This is a genomic window from Rhizobium sp. NPDC090279 (genome assembly GCF_044769665.1).
Lineage (GTDB): Bacteria > Pseudomonadota > Alphaproteobacteria > Rhizobiales > Rhizobiaceae > Rhizobium.
The window spans coordinates 1-20,766 of sequence record NZ_JBIVYI010000003.1 but is presented as its reverse complement, the minus strand read 5'-3'; the positions used below and the strand labels follow the sequence as shown (position 1 = coordinate 20,766).

General features: G+C 60.2%; 22 protein-coding genes, 1 tRNA gene and 1 riboswitch. Of the genes, 14 read left to right on the top strand and 9 right to left on the bottom strand.

Annotation, left to right across the window (positions count from 1 at the left end; translation table 11 throughout):
* Window positions 1–106 precede the first annotated feature (106 nt).
* On the bottom strand, window positions 107–469 hold the full coding sequence (locus tag ACIQWP_RS08040; RefSeq protein WP_402786136.1) for a hypothetical protein: 363 nt from the start codon (window positions 467–469) through the stop codon (window positions 107–109).
* Here ACIQWP_RS08040 and cyoA point away from each other — a divergent pair.
* From cyoA to ACIQWP_RS08015, 5 genes are all read left to right on the top strand, one after another.
* Window positions 387–1,523, top strand: coding sequence for a ubiquinol oxidase subunit II (cyoA, locus tag ACIQWP_RS08035; protein ID WP_402784478.1), 1,137 nt, complete (start codon window positions 387–389; stop codon window positions 1,521–1,523). The two genes, ACIQWP_RS08040 and cyoA, sit on opposite strands and share 83 nt — an antisense overlap.
* A gap of 46 nt (window positions 1,524–1,569) precedes the next feature.
* Window positions 1,570–3,573: a cytochrome o ubiquinol oxidase subunit I gene (cyoB, locus tag ACIQWP_RS08030; RefSeq protein ID WP_402784475.1), complete on the top strand. Its 2,004-nt coding sequence runs from the start codon at window positions 1,570–1,572 to the stop codon at window positions 3,571–3,573.
* Between the two features lie 4 nt (window positions 3,574–3,577).
* Window positions 3,578–4,207 carry a cytochrome o ubiquinol oxidase subunit III gene (gene cyoC / locus ACIQWP_RS08025; protein WP_402784472.1) on the top strand — a complete coding sequence of 210 codons (630 nt, stop codon included), beginning with the start codon at window positions 3,578–3,580 and terminating at the stop codon, window positions 4,205–4,207.
* Window positions 4,204–4,608, top strand: coding sequence for a cytochrome o ubiquinol oxidase subunit IV (gene cyoD / locus ACIQWP_RS08020; RefSeq protein ID WP_402784469.1), 405 nt, complete (start codon window positions 4,204–4,206; stop codon window positions 4,606–4,608). The genes cyoC and cyoD overlap by 4 nt, the downstream gene beginning before the upstream one ends.
* A gap of 191 nt (window positions 4,609–4,799) precedes the next feature.
* Window positions 4,800–5,564 (top strand): SURF1 family protein, encoded by a 765-nt coding sequence (locus tag ACIQWP_RS08015; RefSeq protein WP_402784466.1) that lies wholly within the window; start codon window positions 4,800–4,802, stop codon window positions 5,562–5,564.
* 41 nt (window positions 5,565–5,605) lie between these two features.
* Here ACIQWP_RS08015 and ACIQWP_RS08010 read toward each other — a convergent pair whose 3' ends face one another.
* On the bottom strand, window positions 5,606–6,172 hold the full coding sequence (locus tag ACIQWP_RS08010) for a histidine phosphatase family protein (protein ID WP_402784463.1): 567 nt from the start codon (window positions 6,170–6,172) through the stop codon (window positions 5,606–5,608).
* A gap of 111 nt (window positions 6,173–6,283) precedes the next feature.
* A riboswitch (cobalamin riboswitch) is annotated at window positions 6,284–6,356 on the top strand.
* A gap of 58 nt (window positions 6,357–6,414) precedes the next feature.
* Between ACIQWP_RS08010 and ACIQWP_RS08005 the strand changes: the two genes are divergently transcribed.
* Genes ACIQWP_RS08005 through ACIQWP_RS07995 form a run of 3 tightly spaced genes read left to right on the top strand, consistent with a single transcriptional unit; the run spans window position 6,415 to window position 8,041 of the window.
* The gene (locus ACIQWP_RS08005; protein WP_402784460.1) at window positions 6,415–6,624 is read left to right on the top strand and encodes a CbtB domain-containing protein; all 210 of its coding nucleotides are present in this window, start codon (window positions 6,415–6,417) and stop codon (window positions 6,622–6,624) included.
* A 12-nt stretch (window positions 6,625–6,636) separates the two neighbouring features.
* Window positions 6,637–7,380, top strand: a complete 744-nt coding sequence (locus tag ACIQWP_RS08000) for a CbtA family protein (RefSeq protein WP_402784457.1) — start codon at window positions 6,637–6,639, stop codon at window positions 7,378–7,380.
* A gap of 34 nt (window positions 7,381–7,414) precedes the next feature.
* Window positions 7,415–8,041: a hypothetical protein gene (locus ACIQWP_RS07995; protein WP_402784454.1), complete on the top strand. Its 627-nt coding sequence runs from the start codon at window positions 7,415–7,417 to the stop codon at window positions 8,039–8,041.
* A gap of 141 nt (window positions 8,042–8,182) precedes the next feature.
* On the opposite strand, the gene ACIQWP_RS07990 is transcribed toward ACIQWP_RS07995, so the two are convergent.
* Window positions 8,183–8,497: a GCG_CRPN prefix-to-repeats domain-containing protein gene (locus ACIQWP_RS07990; protein ID WP_402784451.1), complete on the bottom strand. Its 315-nt coding sequence runs from the start codon at window positions 8,495–8,497 to the stop codon at window positions 8,183–8,185.
* 240 nt (window positions 8,498–8,737) lie between these two features.
* On the opposite strand from ACIQWP_RS07990, the gene ACIQWP_RS07985 reads away from it, so the two are divergent.
* Complete coding sequence (locus ACIQWP_RS07985) at window positions 8,738–10,345, top strand: inorganic phosphate transporter (protein WP_402784448.1); 1,608 nt, start codon at window positions 8,738–8,740, stop codon at window positions 10,343–10,345.
* 211 nt (window positions 10,346–10,556) lie between these two features.
* Here the strand turns inward: ACIQWP_RS07985 and ACIQWP_RS07980 are convergent, their stop codons facing one another.
* From ACIQWP_RS07980 to ACIQWP_RS07960, 5 genes are all read right to left on the bottom strand, one after another.
* Window positions 10,557–11,006 carry a MucR family transcriptional regulator gene (locus ACIQWP_RS07980; protein ID WP_402784445.1) on the bottom strand — a complete coding sequence of 150 codons (450 nt, stop codon included), beginning with the start codon at window positions 11,004–11,006 and terminating at the stop codon, window positions 10,557–10,559.
* A 171-nt stretch (window positions 11,007–11,177) separates the two neighbouring features.
* Window positions 11,178–11,768: a helix-turn-helix domain-containing protein gene (locus ACIQWP_RS07975; RefSeq protein ID WP_402784442.1), complete on the bottom strand. Its 591-nt coding sequence runs from the start codon at window positions 11,766–11,768 to the stop codon at window positions 11,178–11,180.
* Window positions 11,769–11,880: 112 nt separating this feature from the next.
* On the bottom strand, window positions 11,881–12,669 hold the full coding sequence (locus ACIQWP_RS07970; protein ID WP_402784440.1) for an EAL domain-containing protein: 789 nt from the start codon (window positions 12,667–12,669) through the stop codon (window positions 11,881–11,883).
* Window positions 12,670–12,979: 310 nt separating this feature from the next.
* Window positions 12,980–13,792 carry a sugar phosphate isomerase/epimerase family protein gene (locus ACIQWP_RS07965; RefSeq protein ID WP_402784437.1) on the bottom strand — a complete coding sequence of 271 codons (813 nt, stop codon included), beginning with the start codon at window positions 13,790–13,792 and terminating at the stop codon, window positions 12,980–12,982.
* A gap of 257 nt (window positions 13,793–14,049) precedes the next feature.
* A complete protein-coding gene (locus ACIQWP_RS07960; protein ID WP_402784434.1) occupies window positions 14,050–15,927 on the bottom strand; it encodes an adenine deaminase in 1,878 nt (625 codons plus the stop codon).
* A gap of 270 nt (window positions 15,928–16,197) precedes the next feature.
* On the opposite strand from ACIQWP_RS07960, the gene ACIQWP_RS07955 reads away from it, so the two are divergent.
* The 5 genes from ACIQWP_RS07955 to ACIQWP_RS07935 all read left to right on the top strand — a co-directional run bounded on the left by ACIQWP_RS07955 (window position 16,198) and on the right by ACIQWP_RS07935 (window position 20,584).
* On the top strand, window positions 16,198–17,235 hold the full coding sequence (locus ACIQWP_RS07955) for an ABC transporter substrate-binding protein (RefSeq protein WP_402784431.1): 1,038 nt from the start codon (window positions 16,198–16,200) through the stop codon (window positions 17,233–17,235).
* 46 nt (window positions 17,236–17,281) lie between these two features.
* Window positions 17,282–18,106 (top strand): ABC transporter permease, encoded by an 825-nt coding sequence (locus tag ACIQWP_RS07950; protein ID WP_402784428.1) that lies wholly within the window; start codon window positions 17,282–17,284, stop codon window positions 18,104–18,106.
* Window position 18,107: 1 nt separating this feature from the next.
* Entirely contained in the window at window positions 18,108–18,896 is a 789-nt protein-coding gene (locus tag ACIQWP_RS07945) for an ABC transporter permease (RefSeq protein ID WP_402784425.1), read from the top strand.
* Between the two features lie 6 nt (window positions 18,897–18,902).
* Entirely contained in the window at window positions 18,903–19,961 is a 1,059-nt protein-coding gene (locus ACIQWP_RS07940) for an ABC transporter ATP-binding protein (RefSeq protein WP_402784422.1), read from the top strand.
* An 89-nt stretch (window positions 19,962–20,050) separates the two neighbouring features.
* Window positions 20,051–20,584 (top strand): cupin domain-containing protein, encoded by a 534-nt coding sequence (locus ACIQWP_RS07935; RefSeq protein WP_402784419.1) that lies wholly within the window; start codon window positions 20,051–20,053, stop codon window positions 20,582–20,584.
* A 96-nt stretch (window positions 20,585–20,680) separates the two neighbouring features.
* Here the strand turns inward: ACIQWP_RS07935 and ACIQWP_RS07930 are convergent.
* A tRNA-Met gene (locus ACIQWP_RS07930) sits at window positions 20,681–20,757 on the bottom strand.
* Between the last annotated feature and the right edge of the window lie 9 nt (window positions 20,758–20,766).

Genomic DNA, 20,766 nt, shown 5'->3' with positions numbered 1-20,766 from the left:
GGAGCCTCCCTCTCCGATCACGAATTCCTCCACGAATTCGTGCATAATGAAAATGTCGATCAAACGTGCGAACATATCAAGTATCGAGCATGAAATAATTCGTAAATTAGCAATCAAATCTGGCCAGCACGATCTTTGACGCCGCATTCCGGATGAAGCAGGAACCGCGACCCGTAGCCATTTGTTCCGATCCGGGTATATTAGCCGCGGCAAAAGCGAATGGCTTATGGAAAACCTTCTGGATTTCCGACGGTTTTCCCGATACGTGGGACGGCATTTCATACCGCATTGCACCCGCCCTTGCTGCGGTGCGACGAAACACCTCATATCGTTCATGACCTCCGTCCTTTAGTCGCGGTAGGGTCGAAACAAAAAGAGCTTGAAACGTGCCAAGACTATCGAAGATTTTCAGCCGTTTATCCGCCATCCCACTGATTTTGCTGCTATCAGGCTGCAACTTGGTGGTCATGGCTCCTTCCGGCGATATCGCCATGCAGCAGCGAGACCTCATTATCATCTCGGTCGTGCTGATGCTGATCATCATCATCCCGGTGATCTTCCTGACGCTGTATTTCGCCTGGAAATATCGCCAGTCGAACAAAGAAGCGACATACGAGCCGGAATGGCATCATTCGACGCGTCTTGAGCTGGTCATCTGGTCCGCTCCGCTTGCCATCATCATCGCGCTCGGCGCGGTGACCTGGATCAGCACCCACCAGCTCGATCCCTACCGACCGCTCGACCGCATCGCCGCCGACAAGCCGCTCAACGCCGACGTGAAGCCGCTGACGGTGGAAGTTGTCGCGCTCGACTGGAAATGGCTGTTCTTCTATCCGGAATACGGCATCGCCATGGTCAACGAGATGGCCGCTCCGGTCGATCGGCCGATCAATTTCAAGATCACGGCCTCTTCGGTGATGAACTCCTTCTTCATCCCGGCGCTGGCTGGCCAGATCTACGCCATGCCCGGCATGGAGACGAAACTGCACGCCGTCATCAACCATCCCGGCGAATTCCAGGGCCTGTCCGCCAACTATAGCGGCGCCGGCTTCTCGAACATGCGTTTCAAGTTCCATGGCCTCAGCCAGGCTGATTTCGACCAATGGGTCCAGAAGGCGAAGAGCCAGGGCTCGGCACTCGGCCGCCCGGAATATCTGGCGCTTGCCAAGCCCAGCGAACGCAATCCCGTGCAATATTTCAATGCCGTCGACGACGGGCTCTACAACGCCATCCTCAACATGTGCGCCGATCCGAGCAAGATGTGCATGAGCGAAATGATGCACATCGACGCCAAGGGCGGCGCCGGCAAGGAGAGCCACGAAAACCGCGAGCGCCTGATCTACGACAATCGCGACGTCGGCCCCGGCGCAGTTACGCCTGTGAAGGCCGATGGCGCCGCCACCCACACCATGCAGCACGGCGACAGCTCGATGCAGGGCATGGGCTCCATGCAAGGCATGGATATGAGCAATGGCTCTTCTTCCGATTCGTCGACCGGTTCGGCGCAGCACCAGGGCCACTGATCCGGTGCGCTTAGTAACAAGACATTTATAAGGACAGAGGCAATCCATGTTTTCCAACCCGGACCTCTATAAATTCATCTTCGGTCGGCTGACGCTCGACTCCATCCCGTATCACGAGCCGATCCTCGTCGTGACCTTCATCGGCGTGGCGATCGGCGGCATCGCCCTTCTCGGCCTTTTGACCTATTTCCGCCTCTGGGGCTATCTCTGGACAGAATGGTTCACCAGCATCGATCACAAGAAGATCGGCGTGATGTATATCGTGCTGGCCGTGATCATGCTGCTGCGCGGCTTTTCCGACGCGCTGCTCATGCGCTTCCAGCAGGCGATCGCCTTCAACGGCTCCGAAGGTTACCTGCCGCCACATCACTACGACCAGATCTTCACCGCCCACGGCGTGATCATGATCTTCTTCGTGGCGATGCCCTTCGTCACCGGTCTGATGAACCTCGTCGTGCCGCTGCAGATCGGCGCGCGTGACGTGTCCTTCCCGTTCCTCAACAACTTCTCGTTCTGGATGACGACGGCAGGCGCGATCGTCATCATGATCTCGCTCTTCATCGGCGAATTCGCCAAGACCGGCTGGCTCGCCTATCCGCCGCTTTCCGGCATCGCCTACAGTCCAGACGTCGGCGTCGACTATTACATCTGGGGCCTGCAGGTCGCGGGTATCGGAACGACGCTCTCGGGCATCAACCTGGTCGCCACCATCGTCAAGATGCGCGCGCCGGGCATGACCTTCATGAAGATGCCCGTCTTCACCTGGACATCGCTCTGCACCAACATCCTGATCGTCGCCTCCTTCCCGATCCTGACCGCCACGCTGGCGCTGCTGACGCTCGACCGCTACGCCGGCACGAACTTCTTCACGAATGACCTCGGCGGCAATCCGATGATGTATGTCAACCTCATCTGGATCTGGGGCCACCCGGAAGTCTACATCCTGATCCTGCCGGCCTTCGGCGTCTTCTCGGAAGTCGTTGCCACCTTCTCCGGCAAGCGCCTGTTCGGCTACGCCTCGATGGTTTACGCCACCTGCGTGATCATGATCCTCTCCTACCTCGTCTGGCTGCACCACTTCTTCACGATGGGCTCGGGCGCCAGCGTCAATTCCTTCTTCGGCATCACGACGATGATCATCTCGATCCCGACGGGTGCGAAGCTGTTCAACTGGCTGTTCACGATGTACCACGGCCGCATCCGCTACGAAGTGCCGATGCTGTGGACTGTCGGCTTCATGGTGACCTTCACCATCGGCGGCATGACCGGCGTCATGCTGGCAATTCCGCCGGCCGACTTCGTGCTGCACAACTCGCTGTTCCTGATCGCCCACTTCCATAACGTCATCATCGGCGGCGTGCTCTTCGGCATGTTTGCCGGCGTCAACTACTGGTTCCCGAAGGCCTTCGGCTTCAAGCTCGATCCTTTCTGGGGCAAGATGAGCTTCTGGTTCTGGCAGATCGGCTTCTGGTTCGCCTTCATGCCGCTTTACATCCTCGGCCTGATGGGCGTGACCCGCCGCGTCAGCCAGTTCGACGATCCGTCGCTGCAGATCTGGTTCATCATCGCAGCTTTCGGCGCCGTGCTGATCGCCATCGGCATCGCCAGCTTCCTCATCCAGCTCGTCGTCAGCTTCATGAAGCGCGAAGAGCTTCGCGACCACACCGGCGACCCCTGGGGCGGCCGTACGCTGGAATGGTCCACCTCCTCGCCGCCGCCGGCCTACAACTTCGCTTTCACGCCGATCGTCTACGATCACGACGCCTGGTGGGACATGAAGAACCGTGGTTACGTCAGGCCGACCGAAGGCTTCATCCCGATCCACATGCCGAAGAATACCGGCACGGGCATCATCCTCGGCGTTCTCTCGATCGGCTTTGCATTTGGGATGATCTGGTACATGTGGTGGCTCGCCGCCATCACCTTCGTCGCGATGCTCGTCATTACGATCGGCCATACCTTCAATTACAAGCGCGACTACCACATTCCCGCCGACGAGGTCGTCAAGACCGAGAACGAGCGTACGAAGCAGCTCGCAGGACAGGTGTAAGACGATGACGACCCATACCGCACAGGCTCCCATGGATGGCGAAACACCCGCCTTCTACATGACGGAGGAGCATCACCCGGAAGGCAGCACCATGCTGGGCTTCTGGATCTACATCATGAGCGACTGCCTGATCTTCGCAGTCCTCTTCGCGACCTATGCCGTGCTCGGCCACAGCTATGCGGCCGGTCCGTCTCCGGCCGACTTGTTCGAGCTGCCGCTCGTCGCCCTCAACACGGCGATGCTGCTCTTCTCCTCCATCACCTATGGCTTCGCCATGCTGGCGATGGAGAAGAACAATCAGTCGGGCACGATGATGTGGCTGGCGATAACGGGCATCTTCGGCGCCCTCTTCATCTTCTTCGAACTCTATGAGTTCTATCACCTGATCCTCGACGGCGCCGGTCCGCAGCGCAGCGCCTTCCTGTCGGCCTTCTTCACGCTGGTCGGCACGCACGGTCTGCACGTCACCACCGGTATCCTCTGGCTGATCACGCTGATGGTGCAGGTTAGCCGCCACGGCCTGATCGCGGAAAACAAGCGTCGCCTGATGTGCCTTTCGATGTTCTGGCACTTCCTCGACGTCGTCTGGATCGGCGTGTTTTCCCTCGTCTACCTCATGGGAGTTCTCGGATGAGCTCGAACGCAAACCATTCGCATCATTCCGGCGACGCTCACGGCCACGATCACCATGGCGGCCACGAGGCGGCACACGGCACCTTCAAGAGCTACATGACGGGGTTCGTCCTTTCCGTCATCCTGACCGCCATTCCCTTCTGGCTGGTCATGAGCAAGGTTATCCCCGATCCGGCGGTCACCGGGGCGATCGTCATGATCCTCGGTGCGATCCAGATCGTCGTGCACATGATCTACTTCCTGCACATGAACACCCGCTCGGAAGGCGGCTGGAACATGATGGCGCTGATCTTCACCATCGTGATCGTCATCATCGCGCTGTCCGGCTCGCTCTGGGTCATGCATCACCTCAACGCGAACATGATGCCCATGTCGCCCGAGATGATGCGCAACATGCCGTAAGACCGAGCGGCGGGCCTTCCGGCGAAGGCCCGCCCTCTCTTTCCGGCGAGAATTCCGCCGGACGCTGCATGGCGCATGCTTGAAAGCGCCCGAAATAGCAGCCGATTTTTTCTAAGACCGCGCATGATCTTCCGCGAAGAGAGCCGATCCTCTCGAAATCATGCGGTTGCGCGTCCCCGGAGGCCAGCGCCATGACCGATATTTCCCCGACCACGTCCCAGGGCAAGCCGCGCTCGGCGCTCACGCTTGCCATCTGGGTTTTGTCACTTCTGCTTCTAACCGCCCTCCTCATCGGGCTCGGCACCTGGCAGGTGGAGCGGCTGCACTGGAAGCTAGATCTGATCGCCAGGATCGATGCACGCGTACATGCGCCACCGGTTGCGGCGCCCGGCCCGACGCAATGGGCCGATGTCACGGCGGAGAACTCCGAATACAAGCATGTGCAGGCGAGCGGCACCTTTCTCAACGACAAGGAAACGCAGGTCTATGCCTCGACCGCGCTCGGCGCGGGCTATTGGGTGCTGACGCCGCTGAAGCTTGCCGACGGTACGACCGTCATCATCAACCGCGGCTTCGTTCCCACAGAAAAGCGCAATCCGGCGACGCGCACCGAAGGCGAGATCGCCGGCGAGACGACCGTGACCGGCCTGCTCAGGATCAACGAGCCGAAGGGCACGCTGCTGCGCTCAAACGTGCCTGGGGAGGAGCGCTGGTACTCGCGCGACGTCACTGATATCGCCGAGGCGCGCGGGCTGCGGAACGTGGCGCCCTACTTCATCGATGCCGACGATACGAAAAATCCGGGCGGATTGCCGGTCGGAGGGTTGACGCAGATCACCTTCCACAACAGCCATCTCGTCTACGCCATCACCTGGTATGGACTGGCCGCCATGACATTCGGCATGGCCGTCTATCTCGTCTATTTCGAACGGCAACGGGCGAAGGCGGCCCGTTGACCGCCAGAGCATTTCCGCTTTAGGCAGACTTGCGGAACTAGCTATATCATCATCTTCGGGAAGCGAAGCTGCCAACGGAGGCTGTCGCTGGTCATTTCGACAATCCCGAACGGCTCGACATCGATCGCCCAGAATGCCGCCGCCGGTGCCTGCAGCGCCTGCAGAACGGCAGCGCGGATGACGCTCGCATGGGTGATGACGACGATATGGCCGCTATCCTCGATATGATGCCCCATCCATTCGCCGACACGCTTCATGACGGCCGACAGTGCCTCGCCACCATGCGGCGCCACCGACGTATCCGTCATCCATAGCGCCAGGGATTCCGCATCCCTTTCATGCAGTCCGGCAAGCGATTGTCCCCGCCAGTCGCCGTAATCGCATTCGCGCAAGCCGACATCCGGAATGGCTTCGAGGCCGAGGACCGTCGCCGTCTGGCGGGCGCGCAGGGCCGGACTGGTCCAGACCCGATCGATCGGCCCGAGCCCGAAGGACAGCGATTGAGCCTGCTGTGCCGCCTTCGCCTCCAACGGTTCATCATCCGGAAAGCAACCGTTTCGATTGGCTTGCGTCGCGCCATGGCAAATCCAGCTCAAACGCGTTTTCATAAGATCCCCCAACTCCATCCCCTGCCGCGCTCTTGTCGCGATTTCACATCGCAGTGGCGCTTGATTGACAACTATCTTTACAGATAGATATAAACTTGCACTTGCGGGTGTGGAAGCCGGTGGAATCCCGGCGCGGTCGCGCCACTGTAATCGATGACGGAAGCTTCGCCCTCGAAAGCCAGACCCTTCCCGCAAGAACCCTTCCGCAAATGGAACGCGCTTTTCTTAAAAAGGGAAATACAATGTCCGACACCACTTTCGCCCCATCCACGGTTCCGCAGCCAATTCCGCTCGGCCAGATCCTGCCCTGGGCCATTTTCGCCGGCCTGCTGATGCTGCTCGCCATCTATTTCATCGGCGCAGAAGAAGGCGCGACCTCGCTGATCTCGGGCATGTATGTGCATGAATTCGTGCATGACGGCCGCCACCTGCTCGGCTTCCCCTGCCACTAAGGGAGCACGCACATGGTTGGACGTCTTTTGCTCCGCGGCATGATCGTCGGGGCCCTTGCCGGCATTCTCATTTTTGCCTTCGCCCACACTTTCGGCGAACCGCTGGTCGATTGGGCCATCGGCTTTGAAGAAAAGGCCGCGCAGGCCGCCGGCGAAGCGCCGGAGCCGGAAATCGTCAGCCGCGCCACGCAGGCGGGCATTGGCCTCTTCACCGGCATCATGGTCTTTTCGACGGCGATCGGCGGATTGTTCGCGCTGGTCTTCTCCTTCGTCTATGGCCGCGTCAGCCCGCTCGGCGCGCGCAGCACCGCGGCGCTGCTTGCAATCGCCGCCTTCGTGACGATTTCGCTCGTGCCCGACATCAAATATCCGGCAAACCCGCCGGCCGTCGGCAACCCCGACACGATCGGCGCAAGAACAGAACTGTTCTTCATCATGATCGTCGCCTCCATCGTCGCCATGATCGTCGCCGTGGGCTTCGGCCGCCGGCTGGCGGCACGATATGGTTCGTGGAACAGTGCGATCATTGCCGGCATCGGCTACATCGTCTTCATCGCATTGATCCAATACCTGCTTCCCCCAATCAACGAAGTGCCGGAGCAATTCTCGGCTGTCGTGCTCTGGCGCTTCCGCCTCACCTCGATCGGCATGCATGTCATCCTCTGGACGACGCTCGGGCTTGCCTTCGGAGCCTGGGCGGAACGCCAGCTGCCGCAGCCGCGCTACGGCAACGCAGCCACCCCGCGCCGCGCTTAGTATGATAAATAGCTCGCATCCCGCGCATGGCAACATGCGCGGGAGACGCCGGCATTCACGCGGCGTCTTGCTTACAGTCTTCTGCCTCATGTTTTCAGGCTGGCCGATTGCGGTTGCCGCGCATGGCGGCGGCTCCTCTGGAAGCCAGGCCGGCATCCCGATCCCAAGCCTCACCCATGGCGAAATGGCTGTGATCGCGCCCTACTACGGGCGGATCATATCGCTTGCCGAGGGTGCGTCTGATACCGACGAAACCTTCCGCCGCATCTTGAACTTCGCGCAGATCCAGCGTGCCTATTGCCTATGGGGCTTGATGCCGGGCAGCGTCAGCGACGAGGAAAGCCCGTTCAACGAATGCTCGCACGCCTATCTCGCAGCGGCGAAGGCGGTGCTGCTACAGATGCGGGCGATGAAAGAGGAAAAGGCGCCGGTCAACGACCTCGTCTCGGATATCGACGCGACACTGGTACGCAACAATCTCTCGCTGGTTCTGTGCAAGTTCAGCGCAGAGAACTTCAATACGGCCGATCTCATCCGGCCGAAGCTTGCCGATATCGTGCTTCATGCGAAAAGCCTCGCTGCAATTTTATCAGCCAGCCTGCTCGCCCTTGCCGCACTATGGCTCGGGGCACGCGCGTTACGGCCCCAAATCCATCCTTAGAGCATTTCCAGGAAAAGTGCGCAGCGGTTTTCCATCCGGAATGCGTAAGAAAACAAGAGGATAGAGCATTCTCGCGATTCAAAGAAAAGCGGAAATGCTCTAGACAAGACACCGCCGCAAGGTGCGGCGGTGTCTCTGATCTTACCAGTAGCGCGGGCGATCGCGCCAGCGGTCATCACGCCAGCGGTCATCGCGCCAACCGTCACGGTGATGGCGATGGCCGTACCAGCCCCATGGCGGCGGCGGTGGCGGCCTGTAGTAGCCTCGCGGCGGACCCCAGCGGTTCGGGCGGCAATCGCCCCAGCGCGTCAGGTGCCTGCCACGGCCGCAGGCATAGTCAACTTTCACGATCGGCACTGAGGCCGCTGTCCCAACGGCTGGGATAGGCATTGCCTCTGCCGAAGATACAACCAGGCTGCCGAACAAGGCAGCGATGGCAATCACGGACGATCTCATTTTGATGGCCCTCTATCCAAGTCCCTTACATCAGGGATTTAACCCCCCGAGGTATGAACGCTGGCTGAACCGAAAAAGGCCTTTTGGCGGCGAAATTAGGATGGGTCCAGGCTTATGCCGGCGGCCGAAAAAGCTGGCATTGCCAGGTATTTGCAGGCCTCCGCAACCTACTCGCGCGTCACGAGAGTTTCATGAACGAGGCTTACACCAGCAATATCAATTGCCATAAAGGAGTTTGGGATGGTCGACCTCGTTTCAAACAATGCGGAGGGCGGCAATGCCGATCATCCGATTCACGGCGCAGGCGGCTCGGCAAAGTGGTTTCTGCCGATCTTCGGCGTCATTGTTCTGGGCGGCCTCGTCTATGTCGGTTATGCCCTTGGCAGCGATCTTGCTGAAGCCGCTGCTGTTCCGTGGATCTTGCTCGGTCTGGCGCTGCTGATCGCTCTCGGCTTCGAATTCGTCAACGGCTTCCACGACACGGCCAATGCTGTGGCAACCGTCATCTACACCCGCTCGCTACCGGCCGAATTCGCCGTCATCTGGTCCGGCTTCTTCAACTTCCTCGGGGTGCTGACCTCGTCCGGCGCCGTCGCCTTCGGTATCCTGGCGCTGCTGCCGGTGGAGCTGATCCTGCAGGTCGGCTCCGGCTCCGGTCTGGCGATGGTCTTCGCCCTTTTGACCGCCGCCATCATCTGGAACCTCGGAACCTGGTATCTCGGTCTGCCGGCCTCAAGCTCGCACACGCTCGTCGGCTCGATCATCGGCGTCGGCCTTGCCAACCAGTTCCTGGCGCCTGCCGGCTCCGCCACCAGCGGCGTCGACTGGTCGCAGGCAAGCAGTGTCGGCATGTCGCTGCTGTTGTCACCGATCATCGGCTTCGGCGCGGCCGCGTTGCTGCTGCTGGTCGCCAAGGTGCTGATCCGCAACAAGGCGCTTTATGAAGCCCCGAAGGGCAATGCGCCGCCGCCACCCTGGATTCGCGGCCTGCTGATCTTCACCTGCACAGGCGTCAGCTTTGCCCACGGCTCGAATGACGGCCAGAAGGGCATGGGCCTGATCATGCTCATCCTCATCGGTCTTGTCCCGACCGCCTTCGCGCTGAACAAGACGCCCGACATCAACTATCTCGAGGCCTACAAGGCCGCCTCGGCACAGGTCGAGACGGTACTCGGCAAATATGTGAAGCCGGGCGTTGCGACGCCTGCCGATCCCAAGGCTGCCGTCAGCGATGCCGTCAAGACCAAGACCTGGACGGATGCGACGACGCCGGCTCTGCAGGCTTATATCCATGCAACCAGCGCCGAGATCGCCGCCTATCCGAGCGTCGAGAAGCTGCCGAACGGCCTCGTCAGCAACGTTCGCAACGACATCTATCTGATCGGTGAATCGCTGAAGCTGATCGACAAGCAGAAACTGCTGCCGATGAGCGCCGACGACCTGAAGGCCGTCACCAACTATCATGCCGCCGTCGATCATGCGACCAAGTTCATCCCGCTCTGGGTGAAGGTCGCAGTCGCCCTGGCACTCGGCCTCGGCACCATGGTCGGCTGGAAGCGCATCGTCGTCACCGTCGGCGAAAAGATCGGCAAGACGCACCTGACCTATGGTCAGGGTGCAGCCGCCGAAGTGGTCGCCATGCTGACGATCGGTGCGGCCGACCATCTCGGCCTGCCGGTTTCGACCACGCACGTGCTGTCCTCCGGTGTGGCCGGCACCATGGCGGCCAACGGCTCCGGCCTGCAATGGTCGACCGTGCGCAACATGCTGATGGCCTGGATACTGACGCTGCCGGCCTCGATCGCGCTTGCCTTCGTGCTCTTCGTCGTGCTGCGTCAGGTCTTCTGATCGGTCACTGATCGCGACTTTGGAAAGCCCCGAATAAAATGGCGCCCCTTGCAGGGCGCCATTTTATTGGCAGCGCTCCGCCGAGAGACGCAGCCCACGGCAGGCGCCGCGAAACGCGCACGCATCCATTCGCGAATACCCGCTCGAACTCCCGCAGGGCGTCGAAGCCTTGTCCGTCAACAACGCGGAATGCGCCCGTTTCCGAATTGCTTCAGCGGACGCCTTCCCTCTTGTTGCCGTTCGCACCGAGGCCGGAAATCTTGGCGAGCTCCGAGCGACGGTTGGCGTAGTTCTGCGCAACCATCGGATAGTTGGGAGCAAGCCCCCACTTTTGCCTGTATTCCTCGGGCGTCAGGCCATAATGCACACGCAAATGGCGCTTCAGCGTCTTGAAGCGTTTGCCGTCTTCGAGGCAGACGATGTAATCGCTGGTTATCGATTTCTTCAAATCCACCGCCGGCACCAGATTGCTGCGCTCGACGATCGCAGCCGACCCATCCAATGTTTGCAGCGCCTCGTGGATATCCTTGATCAGCCTTGGAAGACTGTGAACGGGCATGGCATTGTGGCTGACATAGGCCGAAACGATCTTCACGCAGCCGTCGAACAAGGAATGCATCTTCGATGGGACGGGGTCTTTTCTCTCGCTGAAAGAATCCATGATCTTTTCCCGGATCTCATTTGGTTCCTCGTGCGCCGCCCCGCTCGAATTACATCATGCGCGATAGCCGTGGCCGGACATCGCGCCGTTTCGATTTGCGCCCTGTTCCAGGAGCGCGATCCCGGTTTTAGTAACCGGGGCATAATGCGTCCGCATAAAATGCGCCCGCAATCACAGCCGGTAGCTTTTCGCTCCGTATCCGGTCTCCGCAGCAGTCTGCGGCAGTTCGCCCGCCGGGTCCGAAAAATAGACCGCCAGCTTGTTGCAAAGGGTGACGAGCGGCATGCCGAGCATGAACGCCGTATGGGTAGGATCTCCGTCGCAATGATGCAGCGTCTGGAGAATGAGCTTGCGCTCGACATCCTGCATCGTCTGGCCGACAAGACTGCCGACGGCGGCATCGACGGCTTCCAACGGCAGGCCACCGTCGCCGAGATGAAGCGCGATCTCCTCAATCAACCTCTTCTCACTCGCGGTGACGATGACGATGTCATCGGCACTGCCGCCCAATTCGCAGAAGACATAAAGACCGGTTTCAGCGTCTATGGTCACTCGGCCGGCCGTTTCGGCTGCCTGATCGCAAATAAGGACATGCGGGTCAGCCCCGCCGACAAATGTGGCGGACAGCTCCAAGGCATCGCCAGAGAAGACGATGCGAAGCCGGCTGACCAAGGCGCGCAGCAACGTCTTCGTCTTGAGTTCGCTCGCCGCCCGGGCCGCCGAAATCTGATAGGCCGATGTGAAAGCCGGTTGCTTCATCATGGCATCACCTGCAAGGCCGGAACGACAAAGCTCGGCGAACGAACAGCCGATATATGCCATGCACTGCGATTGAAGTTTGCAGTCATGCCCGGCAGGAAAACGGCAGGAATGCTCATTCCACCCCCCGCAAGACGGCTTTGTGCTTGTGGCGCCGAAGCTGGGCCAGGGAGACCGGCTTCGACAGCAGGAAACCCTGCATATGCGTCGCACCCGCCTCCCGCGCCGCTTCAAGCTGGGAGTTGGTTTCAATGCCCTCGACGACGACACAGGGAGCAAAACAGGCTGCAAAACCGACGAGATGGGAGAGGCTATCGCTTCCGTCCCGGCCACGCCTGTTATCCCATACAAAGGCTGCATCGATCTTGACGATATCGGTGGCCAGCTGCAACAGCGATGCCGGCGTGGCGAAACCGGAGCCGAAATCGTCAATCGCGATACGGCAGCCGAGAGCACGGATCATCTTCATGCGCTCGATGGATGCCCCGACAACAGGATAGCTTTCGGTGACTTCGATGATAAGCCTTGGAGCAAGCTCCGGCCGACGGCTAATTCGGCCAAACACATCGGCAAATCGATCGGAGCGAGACAGGCTGGTGGCGGAGAGATTGAAACCGAGAACCAGCGTCTCGTCTGCGGCCAGATCGGACAACACCATATCCAGAATCCGCAGATCGAGATCGAACCAGCGATCCTGCCGCTCGAGGAGCGAGACGAAGGTTCCAGCCGTATGCACGGTGCCGTCCGAGTCCGTTACGCGCGCCAGGCTTTCGGCATAAAACACCTTGCCGACATTGCCAGCATCGTGAATCCATTGCGCCGCAAAGCCCAGGCCGCCATCGGCGATCGCCTTCAAGATCAGGGCTTCATGCCCCCCTTCCTCGCGGTTTGCCTTGCCGTTCATCGGACCGCCCTCTCGGGGGCGAAGCGAAGAGCTACAGCCAGGAGCAGCGCGCATCGCTCCGAAGCATCGGATTTGTGGTGTCTATAATCCGCCTCTTCCATCTTCCAGACACCCTCAAACCTCAATCATTGAGGTCCCCTTCATCGAGCTGGAAATATTGCGCCGAAAACCATAGTCAACCCGGCACGACATGCCTACGAGATAGTTATTTATTAATTGCTAATACACTAATTAACGAGCGCTGCAAAAGTCAATCTCCATGCAGCCTTCTTGCATACAACTAGACTAAAATATTCGCGCTCTTCAACAATTATTCACCGCTTGGTGCGCGGCCCCACCAGCCGCTTCGCTGCGCCGCCTGCAAAGCCAAATCCAGCGGTGGCAGATCCTGATGCCACAACCTTTCCCACTCCAGGCTCATGATGCCGGCATAGCCCGCGTCAGTGAGCGCCGAAAGTAGCGCGACCATCGGAAATTCGCCCATGCCTGGCAGCACATAGCTGTAGGGCAGCCTCGGCCCCGGGCTGGAAATGCTGTCCTTGATGTGAAGATGGTGCGTGTTGCCCCGGACCTGCTTCCAGGTTTCGACGGGATCTTGCCCGCCCTTGCGCCAGGTGTGATGGGTATCCCAAAGGAGCGCGCAATCGGGTGCCACCTCAAGAAAGCGGGGAATTGCGTCGGGCAACGCCAGAAAATCATGCGTCTCGACGACCATATCGGCACGAAATCCCTCGCGCTTCGCAGTCTCGCGCCACCATTGCAATGTCGACAGAGCCTCGGCCAGCTCGCCCTCATCGGCGGTTTCGCCGCCATCGAAGACCCTGAGCGAACGAACGCCGGCTGCCTCAGCCCAGGGAAGATAGCGCAGGAACTCTTCCTTCGCCTGCGATGTCGCTCCGACAAGACGCAGCGAAGTATTGAAGGCGCAAACGCCTACCGGAGAGGCTTCCAGCGCTTTGGCCAGGCCAGCGGGAGAGCCGAATCTTTCGGTGAAATAGGCAACCAGATCGATCGTGCCGCCAAGGGCGCGGATTTCAATGGCGTCGAGGCCATGGCGCGCGGCCAATCCGAGGGCTTGATCCAATTCAAGCTCGGCGCATCCCAGCGTGGAAAATGCCGACACTATCCGCCGCCTATCCTTATCAACCGCAATCACCACGGCCTCCTTCAGCCTGGTTTCCAGGTGCCGGCCGATCCACGCGGGCACGGGTACACTCTACCCTGCCAGATGCTCACGGGCGCGACGCAAGTAACCAAACGGATAATTAAGGAGCCGGCTTCGGCCGTCAAGACCCGATCGAATATCCGCCTTGTCGGGCACCTCACCAGCCTTCAATCGTGTGGACGCCTGGATATCCGGTAGCAGGAAGATGGATATCCCTACCAGACGATGGGATGCGTTTCACCCGTCGCGACATTGACGAAACCCTCCGGCGCCCTTTCGGAGGGGGCAACCAGCACCCAGCGCCAGGGCGCACAGGTAAGCGTCGCAAAGGAGAGACGCTCGGGAAAGCCCGGCCACCAGCGCGGCGAGAAGGTCGGCTCATACATCCAGTCGATCTCGGCGCCGGCCTTATACAGCGCCTGCATCTCCGCATCCAGCTCTTCCGCCGACCGTGCGGTCATCAGACCGCCGACTTCATAGCGGACGCGCGCGACGACCTTGCCGCCCGAGACCAGCACCCAGCCGCCTTGCTGCTCCCTAAGCGCATTGGCGACGATGGCCATGGCTTCATCCGAGGAGCCGACGACCCAGATATTGTGCTTGTCGTGGCCAAGCGTGGCGCCAAGGGCAGTATCCGGCGTGCGCGGCCCGGTGCCGAGCCAGAACATGCGGGCGACCTTCGCCTCGCCGGAAAAGCGGTCGACGATGGCAAATTTCGTGACGTTGCGATCGGGATCGCGCTGAACGGCGCCATCGCTGACGGGCAGATCCATGGTGATGAAATCATCGGTCCAGTGGAACGGTCGCAGCAGCGCCGCCTTTGCCGTCACCGCATCCGACGGCGCGGCAATACGAAAATCTTCCGGCGCGACAACCCTGTCGATACGAACCGTCTCAGTCGCCCAATCCGGCCAGTCGATTTCGGGCCGGACGCCGACGAAAGTCTTGCCATCGGATGCCAGCCTGCCGTCAGCCCAGACTTTGGCGATCGATAGCGTTTTCACGTCGTTCAGCAGCACGATATCGGCGAAGCGGCCGGGCGCAATCGAGCCGACCCAAGGCGTCAGCCGCATATGACGCGCCGGATTGATCGTCACGCATTGAATGGCGATTTCGGGCGCCAATCCATTTTCGATAGCGAGGCGGACATTATAGTCCGTCGCGCCGAGCTTCAGCGTATCGGTGGCGCTGCGATCGTCGGTGACGAAGGCGATTTGCGACCAGTCGGACAGACCCTTGTCGATCAGCCCCTTGATGACATCAGGCAGGGAATGCGGCCGAAGCTCGATGAACAGGCCGTGCGTCAGCTTTTCCCAGATCTCGTCGAGGAACCAGCCTTCGTGATCGGAGGCAAGGCCAGCCCCGGCAAAGGCATTGATCGATGGCAGGTCGCGCAAGCCCGCGCCATGGCCTTCGACGACGCCGCGCTGCTCGAACGTCGCCCGGATCATGCCCCAGAGGCGATCGTAAGCCGGATTCTCCGGATTGCTGACAGATGGCCAGTCCATGACCTCGTCGAGGCCGGCCACCATCAGGCTTTCATTGAGAAAGGATTTCTGCTCGTCATAGCCGAAATGACCGCCGCCCCATTCGTATGCGGTCGGCGGCACGGCCGATCCAGGCAGAGGGAATATCTTCATCGGCGATCCCAGGCGGCGGGCTTCCAGCCAGAATTCCAGATTGCGAGCACCGTTCACATTGGAGAATTCATGGCTTGCCTCGCAGGTCCAGGTCACGCCATGCGGCATGACCAGAGCCGCTTCCCATTCCGGCGTCAGATGCGAGCTCTCGATGTGCTTGTGCGCCTCACCAAAGCCGGGAACGGCGGCAAGATGCGGCTCGTGCGCACGCTCGCCTACCTCGCCCTGATAGCTACCGGCCGGGCCGACATAGGCGATGCGCTTGCCCTTGATGACGATTTCCTGATCGTCCAGCCAGGTGCGGCTATGCACATCCAAAAGCTTGCCGACGCGCAGCAGGCGGTCCGCCGGCCGGCGGCCGAGGGCGGTCAGCGTCAGATCCTGACGGATCAGCACTTCGTCGGCCGCATTGATGAGCAGATCGTCGGGAAGGATTGTGTTCGGGGATGCCATGGAAATCATGCCTGCAATGTATTGGATGTACCGAGGGTAGAGATGGCTAACCGCCCTGTAAAGTCGTTCGGCCCTTGCACGGGAAGATGAATGATCCCAGAGGTTTATTGAAATCGGGACGGCGCAACGCAACGACGCAAATATCCAGCTGAAATCGGGAGAAACTGCGACCCTGCCCATTTGTTGGGCTTGTAAAGCCGATGCTCGAAAAATAGTATCCTGCAAGCTTGAAACATATGTCGGATTTTATTGACCAAAAGGATTTCGAGAATGAAAGGCCTCACCCTTGCCCGCGCTGCGGGATTTGCTCTCCTTGCCGCCGCAACAGCCATGCCGGCCTTCGCCCAGGCAAAGACGCTGACCGTTTCCTGGTGGGGCTATAATGGCGAGAAGATGCAAGCCAACATCATCGAGCCGTTCAAGAAGATCTGCGGCTGCGACGTCGTCTTCGAAACCGGCAACAATGCCGACCGCCTCAACAAGCTGAAGCTGCGCGGCGGCAAGGGCGTCGACGTCATCTATCTCACGGACAGCTATTCGCAGCTCGGCATCCAGCAGGGCCTCTTCCAGGAAGTCGATCGCAGCAAGATCCCGAACCTTGCCGATCTCTATGATATCGCCAAGGCGCCGCAGGGCAATTACGGCCCGGCTTACACGATCGGCCGCGTGGGCATCGTCTACGATACGACGAAGGTGAACCCGCCGATTACCTCGTGGAACGATTTGTGGCGCGACGACCTGAAGGGCGCGGTTTCTCTTCCCGGCATCACCACGACAGGCGGGCCGCTGACGGTGCTCGAAGCCGGCAAGCATGCCGGCGTCGATCCCTATGCCAATGCCGACAAGGCCTTCGAAGCCATCGAGGCGCTGAAGCCGAACGTGGTCAAGAACTACAATACCGGCTCCGAGCTGGTGAACCTGATCTCGACGGGCGAGGCCAAGGTGGCGATGACCCAGGACTTTGTTCTGACATCCCTACGCGCCGCCGTTCCGACGATGGCCTGGGCCGATCTGAAGGAGGGCGATATCGCCGTCCTCAATACGGTCAACATTCCGAAGGGCTCGGAAAATGTCGAGCTTGCGCATCAGTTCATCAATTTCGTCCTGTCGAAGGACGTGCAGCAGGCGGAAGCCGAACAGGGCGTCGATGCCCCGGTGTCGACCAAGGTAGTGCTGCCGCCCGAAAAGGCCAAGCTCTGGACCTACGGCGCCGAGATGATCGCCAAACTCAGCCGCGTCGACTATCAAAAGCTGATCGAAGCGCAACCGGACTGGGTCGACCGCTGGAACGAGATCTTCGGCATGTAACAGGGCGTGTCGCAAAATCACGCGGCATTCTCACGGAATTCGGTTGATGAAGCATTTGATGAAATGGGGTTTGGCGACGCCGGCGATAATTGCCGTAACGCTGTTCCTGCTCATTCCCGTGATCATTACGATCGCGGCGACCTTCGGCGAACCCAAGGGGGTATTTTCCCCCTATGTCGCCTTCTTTTCCAGCGGCTTTCGCCGCACGGTGCTTTTCAGAACCATCGAGATTGCTCTCATCACGACGGCGATCTCGCTGGTCATCGGTTTCATCGCCGCCTATGTCATCGCACAGATGCCGGGCCGCGCCAAAAGCGTCATGATCATCGCCGCCGTCTTTCCGCTCTTGACCGGCGTCGTCGTGCGCTCCTTCGCCTGGCTGATCATTCTCGGCAAGAACGGCATTCTCAACACCATTCTCATGTCAATCGGCATCATCAACGAACCGCTCTCGATGCTCTATACCGAGGGTTCGGTGATCGTCGCGATGGTCTATCTTTTCGTGCCGCTGATGATTTTGACCCTCGTTGGCGTCCTTGAAGGCATACCGCAGGATCTCGTTCAGGCGGCGACATCGCTCGGCGCAACGCCGGCTGCAACCTTCCGCCAGGTCATCCTGCCGCTTGCCACGCCCGGCCTCATCGTCGGCGCCGTGCTGGTCTTTACCGGCAGTTTCACCTCCTATGCCACGCCGCAGCTGCTGGGCGGTGAAAAGCAGATGATGATGGGCACCTTTCTCTATCAACGCGCCATGGTCACCTTCGACTGGGTCGGCGCCTCCACCATCGCCGCCATCATGGTCGTGGTGACGATCGGCATTGTCGCGATCATGAGCCGTCTCGCGCGACGTCTGAATCCGATGGCGGTGTGATATGGCAAGATCCGTCCACCCCGCGCTTCTCGCTTTCACGGCTCTTGTCTTCCTGTTTCTGCTGGCGCCGCTCGTCATCATCATCGGCGCCGCCTTCAGCGACACGACCTATCTCACCTTTCCCCCGCAAGGCCTGACGCTGCACTGGTTCTCAAACATTTTCGCGATCGAGGCCTTCCGCACGACGGCGGTCACCAGCCTGCAGCTGGCCTTCCTCGGAACCGCGCTTTCACTGTTGATCGGCATTCCCGCCGCCTATGCGATCAGCCGCTACAGGGTGGAGCTGCCGCGCTGGCTTTCGACGCTCTTCGTGCTGCCGATCCTCGTTCCGGAAATCGTCTTCGGCTTTTCGCTGATGAAATCGATTACCATCGGCCTCGGGCTGCCGATCTTCCCGAGCCTCTTGATCGGCCATGCCCTGCTGGTCCTGCCCTATTCGGTGCGTGTCGTCAGCGCCAGTCTCGCGAGCTTCGATTTCTCGATCGAGGAAGCGGCGATCAGCCTCGGCTGCCCTCCCCTGAAAACGTTCCTGACCGTGGTGCTGCCGAATATCCGCGCCGGCGTCATCGCCGCCTTCATCCTCGCCTTCATTACCTCGATCAACGATGTCTCGGTTTCGGTCTTCCTGACCGGACCCGGCATCTCCACCCTTCCCATCCAGATCCTCGCCCATATGGAACAGTTCTTCGACCCGACCATTGCCTCGGTTTCCGTGCTGCTGATGCTCGTGACCGTCGCCGTCATGGCGATCGTCGAAGCCACCTTGGGCCTCACCTTCCTGACAAAGTAGCCGCCCGTGACCGTATCGCTCTCCATCGATTCCATCAGCGCCCATTACGGCAAGACGGCCGTCCTGCAGGATCTCTCGCTTTCCGTCGCCGCCGGGGAACTGGTCTCGCTGCTCGGCTCCAGCGGCTGCGGCAAGACGACGACCTTGCGGCTCGTCGCAGGCTTCCTGCAGCCCACAAGCGGCACGATCAAGCTCGGCGACCGCGATCTGACGACGCTGCCGGCGCACGCCAGGGATATCGGCCTGGTGTTCCAGAACTACGCGCTGTTTCCACATCTGACGGTGCTCGACAACGTCGCCTTCGGCCTCAAGCAGCGCCGGATCGCAACACAGGTACGTCGGAAGAAGGCAGCCGCCATGCTGGAACGCGTCGGACTTTCCGGCCTCAGTGACCGGCTACCCTCGGCACTCTCCGGCGGCCAGAAGCAGCGCGTCGCGCTTGCCCGCGCCCTCGTCATCGAGCCGCCGCTCCTGATGTTCGACGAGCCATTGTCCAATCTCGATGCCAAGCTGCGTGTCGATATGCGCGTCGAAATCCGCCAACTGCAGCGCGCCAACGGCACGACGTCGCTTTACGTGACCCACGATCAGGAAGAGGCCTTCTCGATCTCCGACCGCGTCGCCATCATGAACGCCGGCCGCATCATGCAGCTCGATACGCCCGAGGTCCTCTACCGTAAGCCGGCCAATAGCTTCGTGGCCCGCTTCGTCGGCTTCGAAAATCTGTTGCCGTTGCGGGTTGTTGGGCGGGAAGGCGCCTTCGTCACGGCCGAGGCCACGGGTGGCGCCAGGATCGTGCTATCACAGGATGTTTTCGGGCCTATTCCGGATAGTTTCATCCTTGGCTGCCGCGCGGATGGTCTTGTGGTTCATCGCGAAGGCAATGGCCTGCCGGCGGTTTTGGGTATGCGAACCTATCTCGGCCGAACCTATCAGTATCGGTGCGAAACGGCGGTTGGCGATATCGTCGCCAATGGCGCCCTGTCGGAGCCGATGGCCGTCGGCGATAGCGCCGTGCTTTTGCCCGCACCGGAGCAATGCTGCATTCTGGCGCCGGAACGATAATAAAGACGGGTAGCCCGCATAATTTGTCGTCGCCGATCTGCTATGATGTGTCGTTCGGTTGATGATGACGATCTTTGAGGAGACTCGAAATGAGCGCAGATATCCGGAAAGACCTGCCCATTCCCGCCGATGACCCCAATCGTTCACTGACCATTGCCGATCCGGATGGACCCGGCATACGCCATGTCTTCCTTGCCGGCGGCATCTATACGATTCTGGTCTCCGGCGCCGAGACGAACGGCCGCTATTGCCTGATCGAAATGCTCGTGCCGGATGGAGGCGGACCACCGCAGCACCGGCACGATTTCGAGGAAATGTTCTCGCTGCTGGAAGGCGAGCTGGAATTTACCTTTCGAGGGGAAACCCGGGTCGTGCGGGCGGGATCGACGGTCAACGTCCCGGCCAATGCGCCGCATGCTTTCAAGAACATATCCGGCGGAATGGCTCGCATGCTCTGCATGTGTACGCCGGCGGGGCAGGAAGAGTTCTTCGCGACAGTCGGATTTTCCGTCGAAAGCCGCAGAGCCCAACCACCAAAGCCTACCCAGGAAGAACTCGCCGAAAGGGGCAAATTGGTCGCATCGCTTCTGCCGAAATATCGCACGGAGATGGTGAAGGTGTAATCGAGCGCTGCGTCGGCTTTGGCAGCTTGCGGAGCCGTTGAGGGGGCGTTCTCTCCTTGAGACGTTCGATAAGTCTAACGAGAAGGGGAAGAGAATTGGTTGCGGGGGCAGGATTTGAACCTGCGGCCTTCAGGTTATGAGCCTGACGAGCTACCGGGCTGCTCCACCCCGCGTCACCAGCG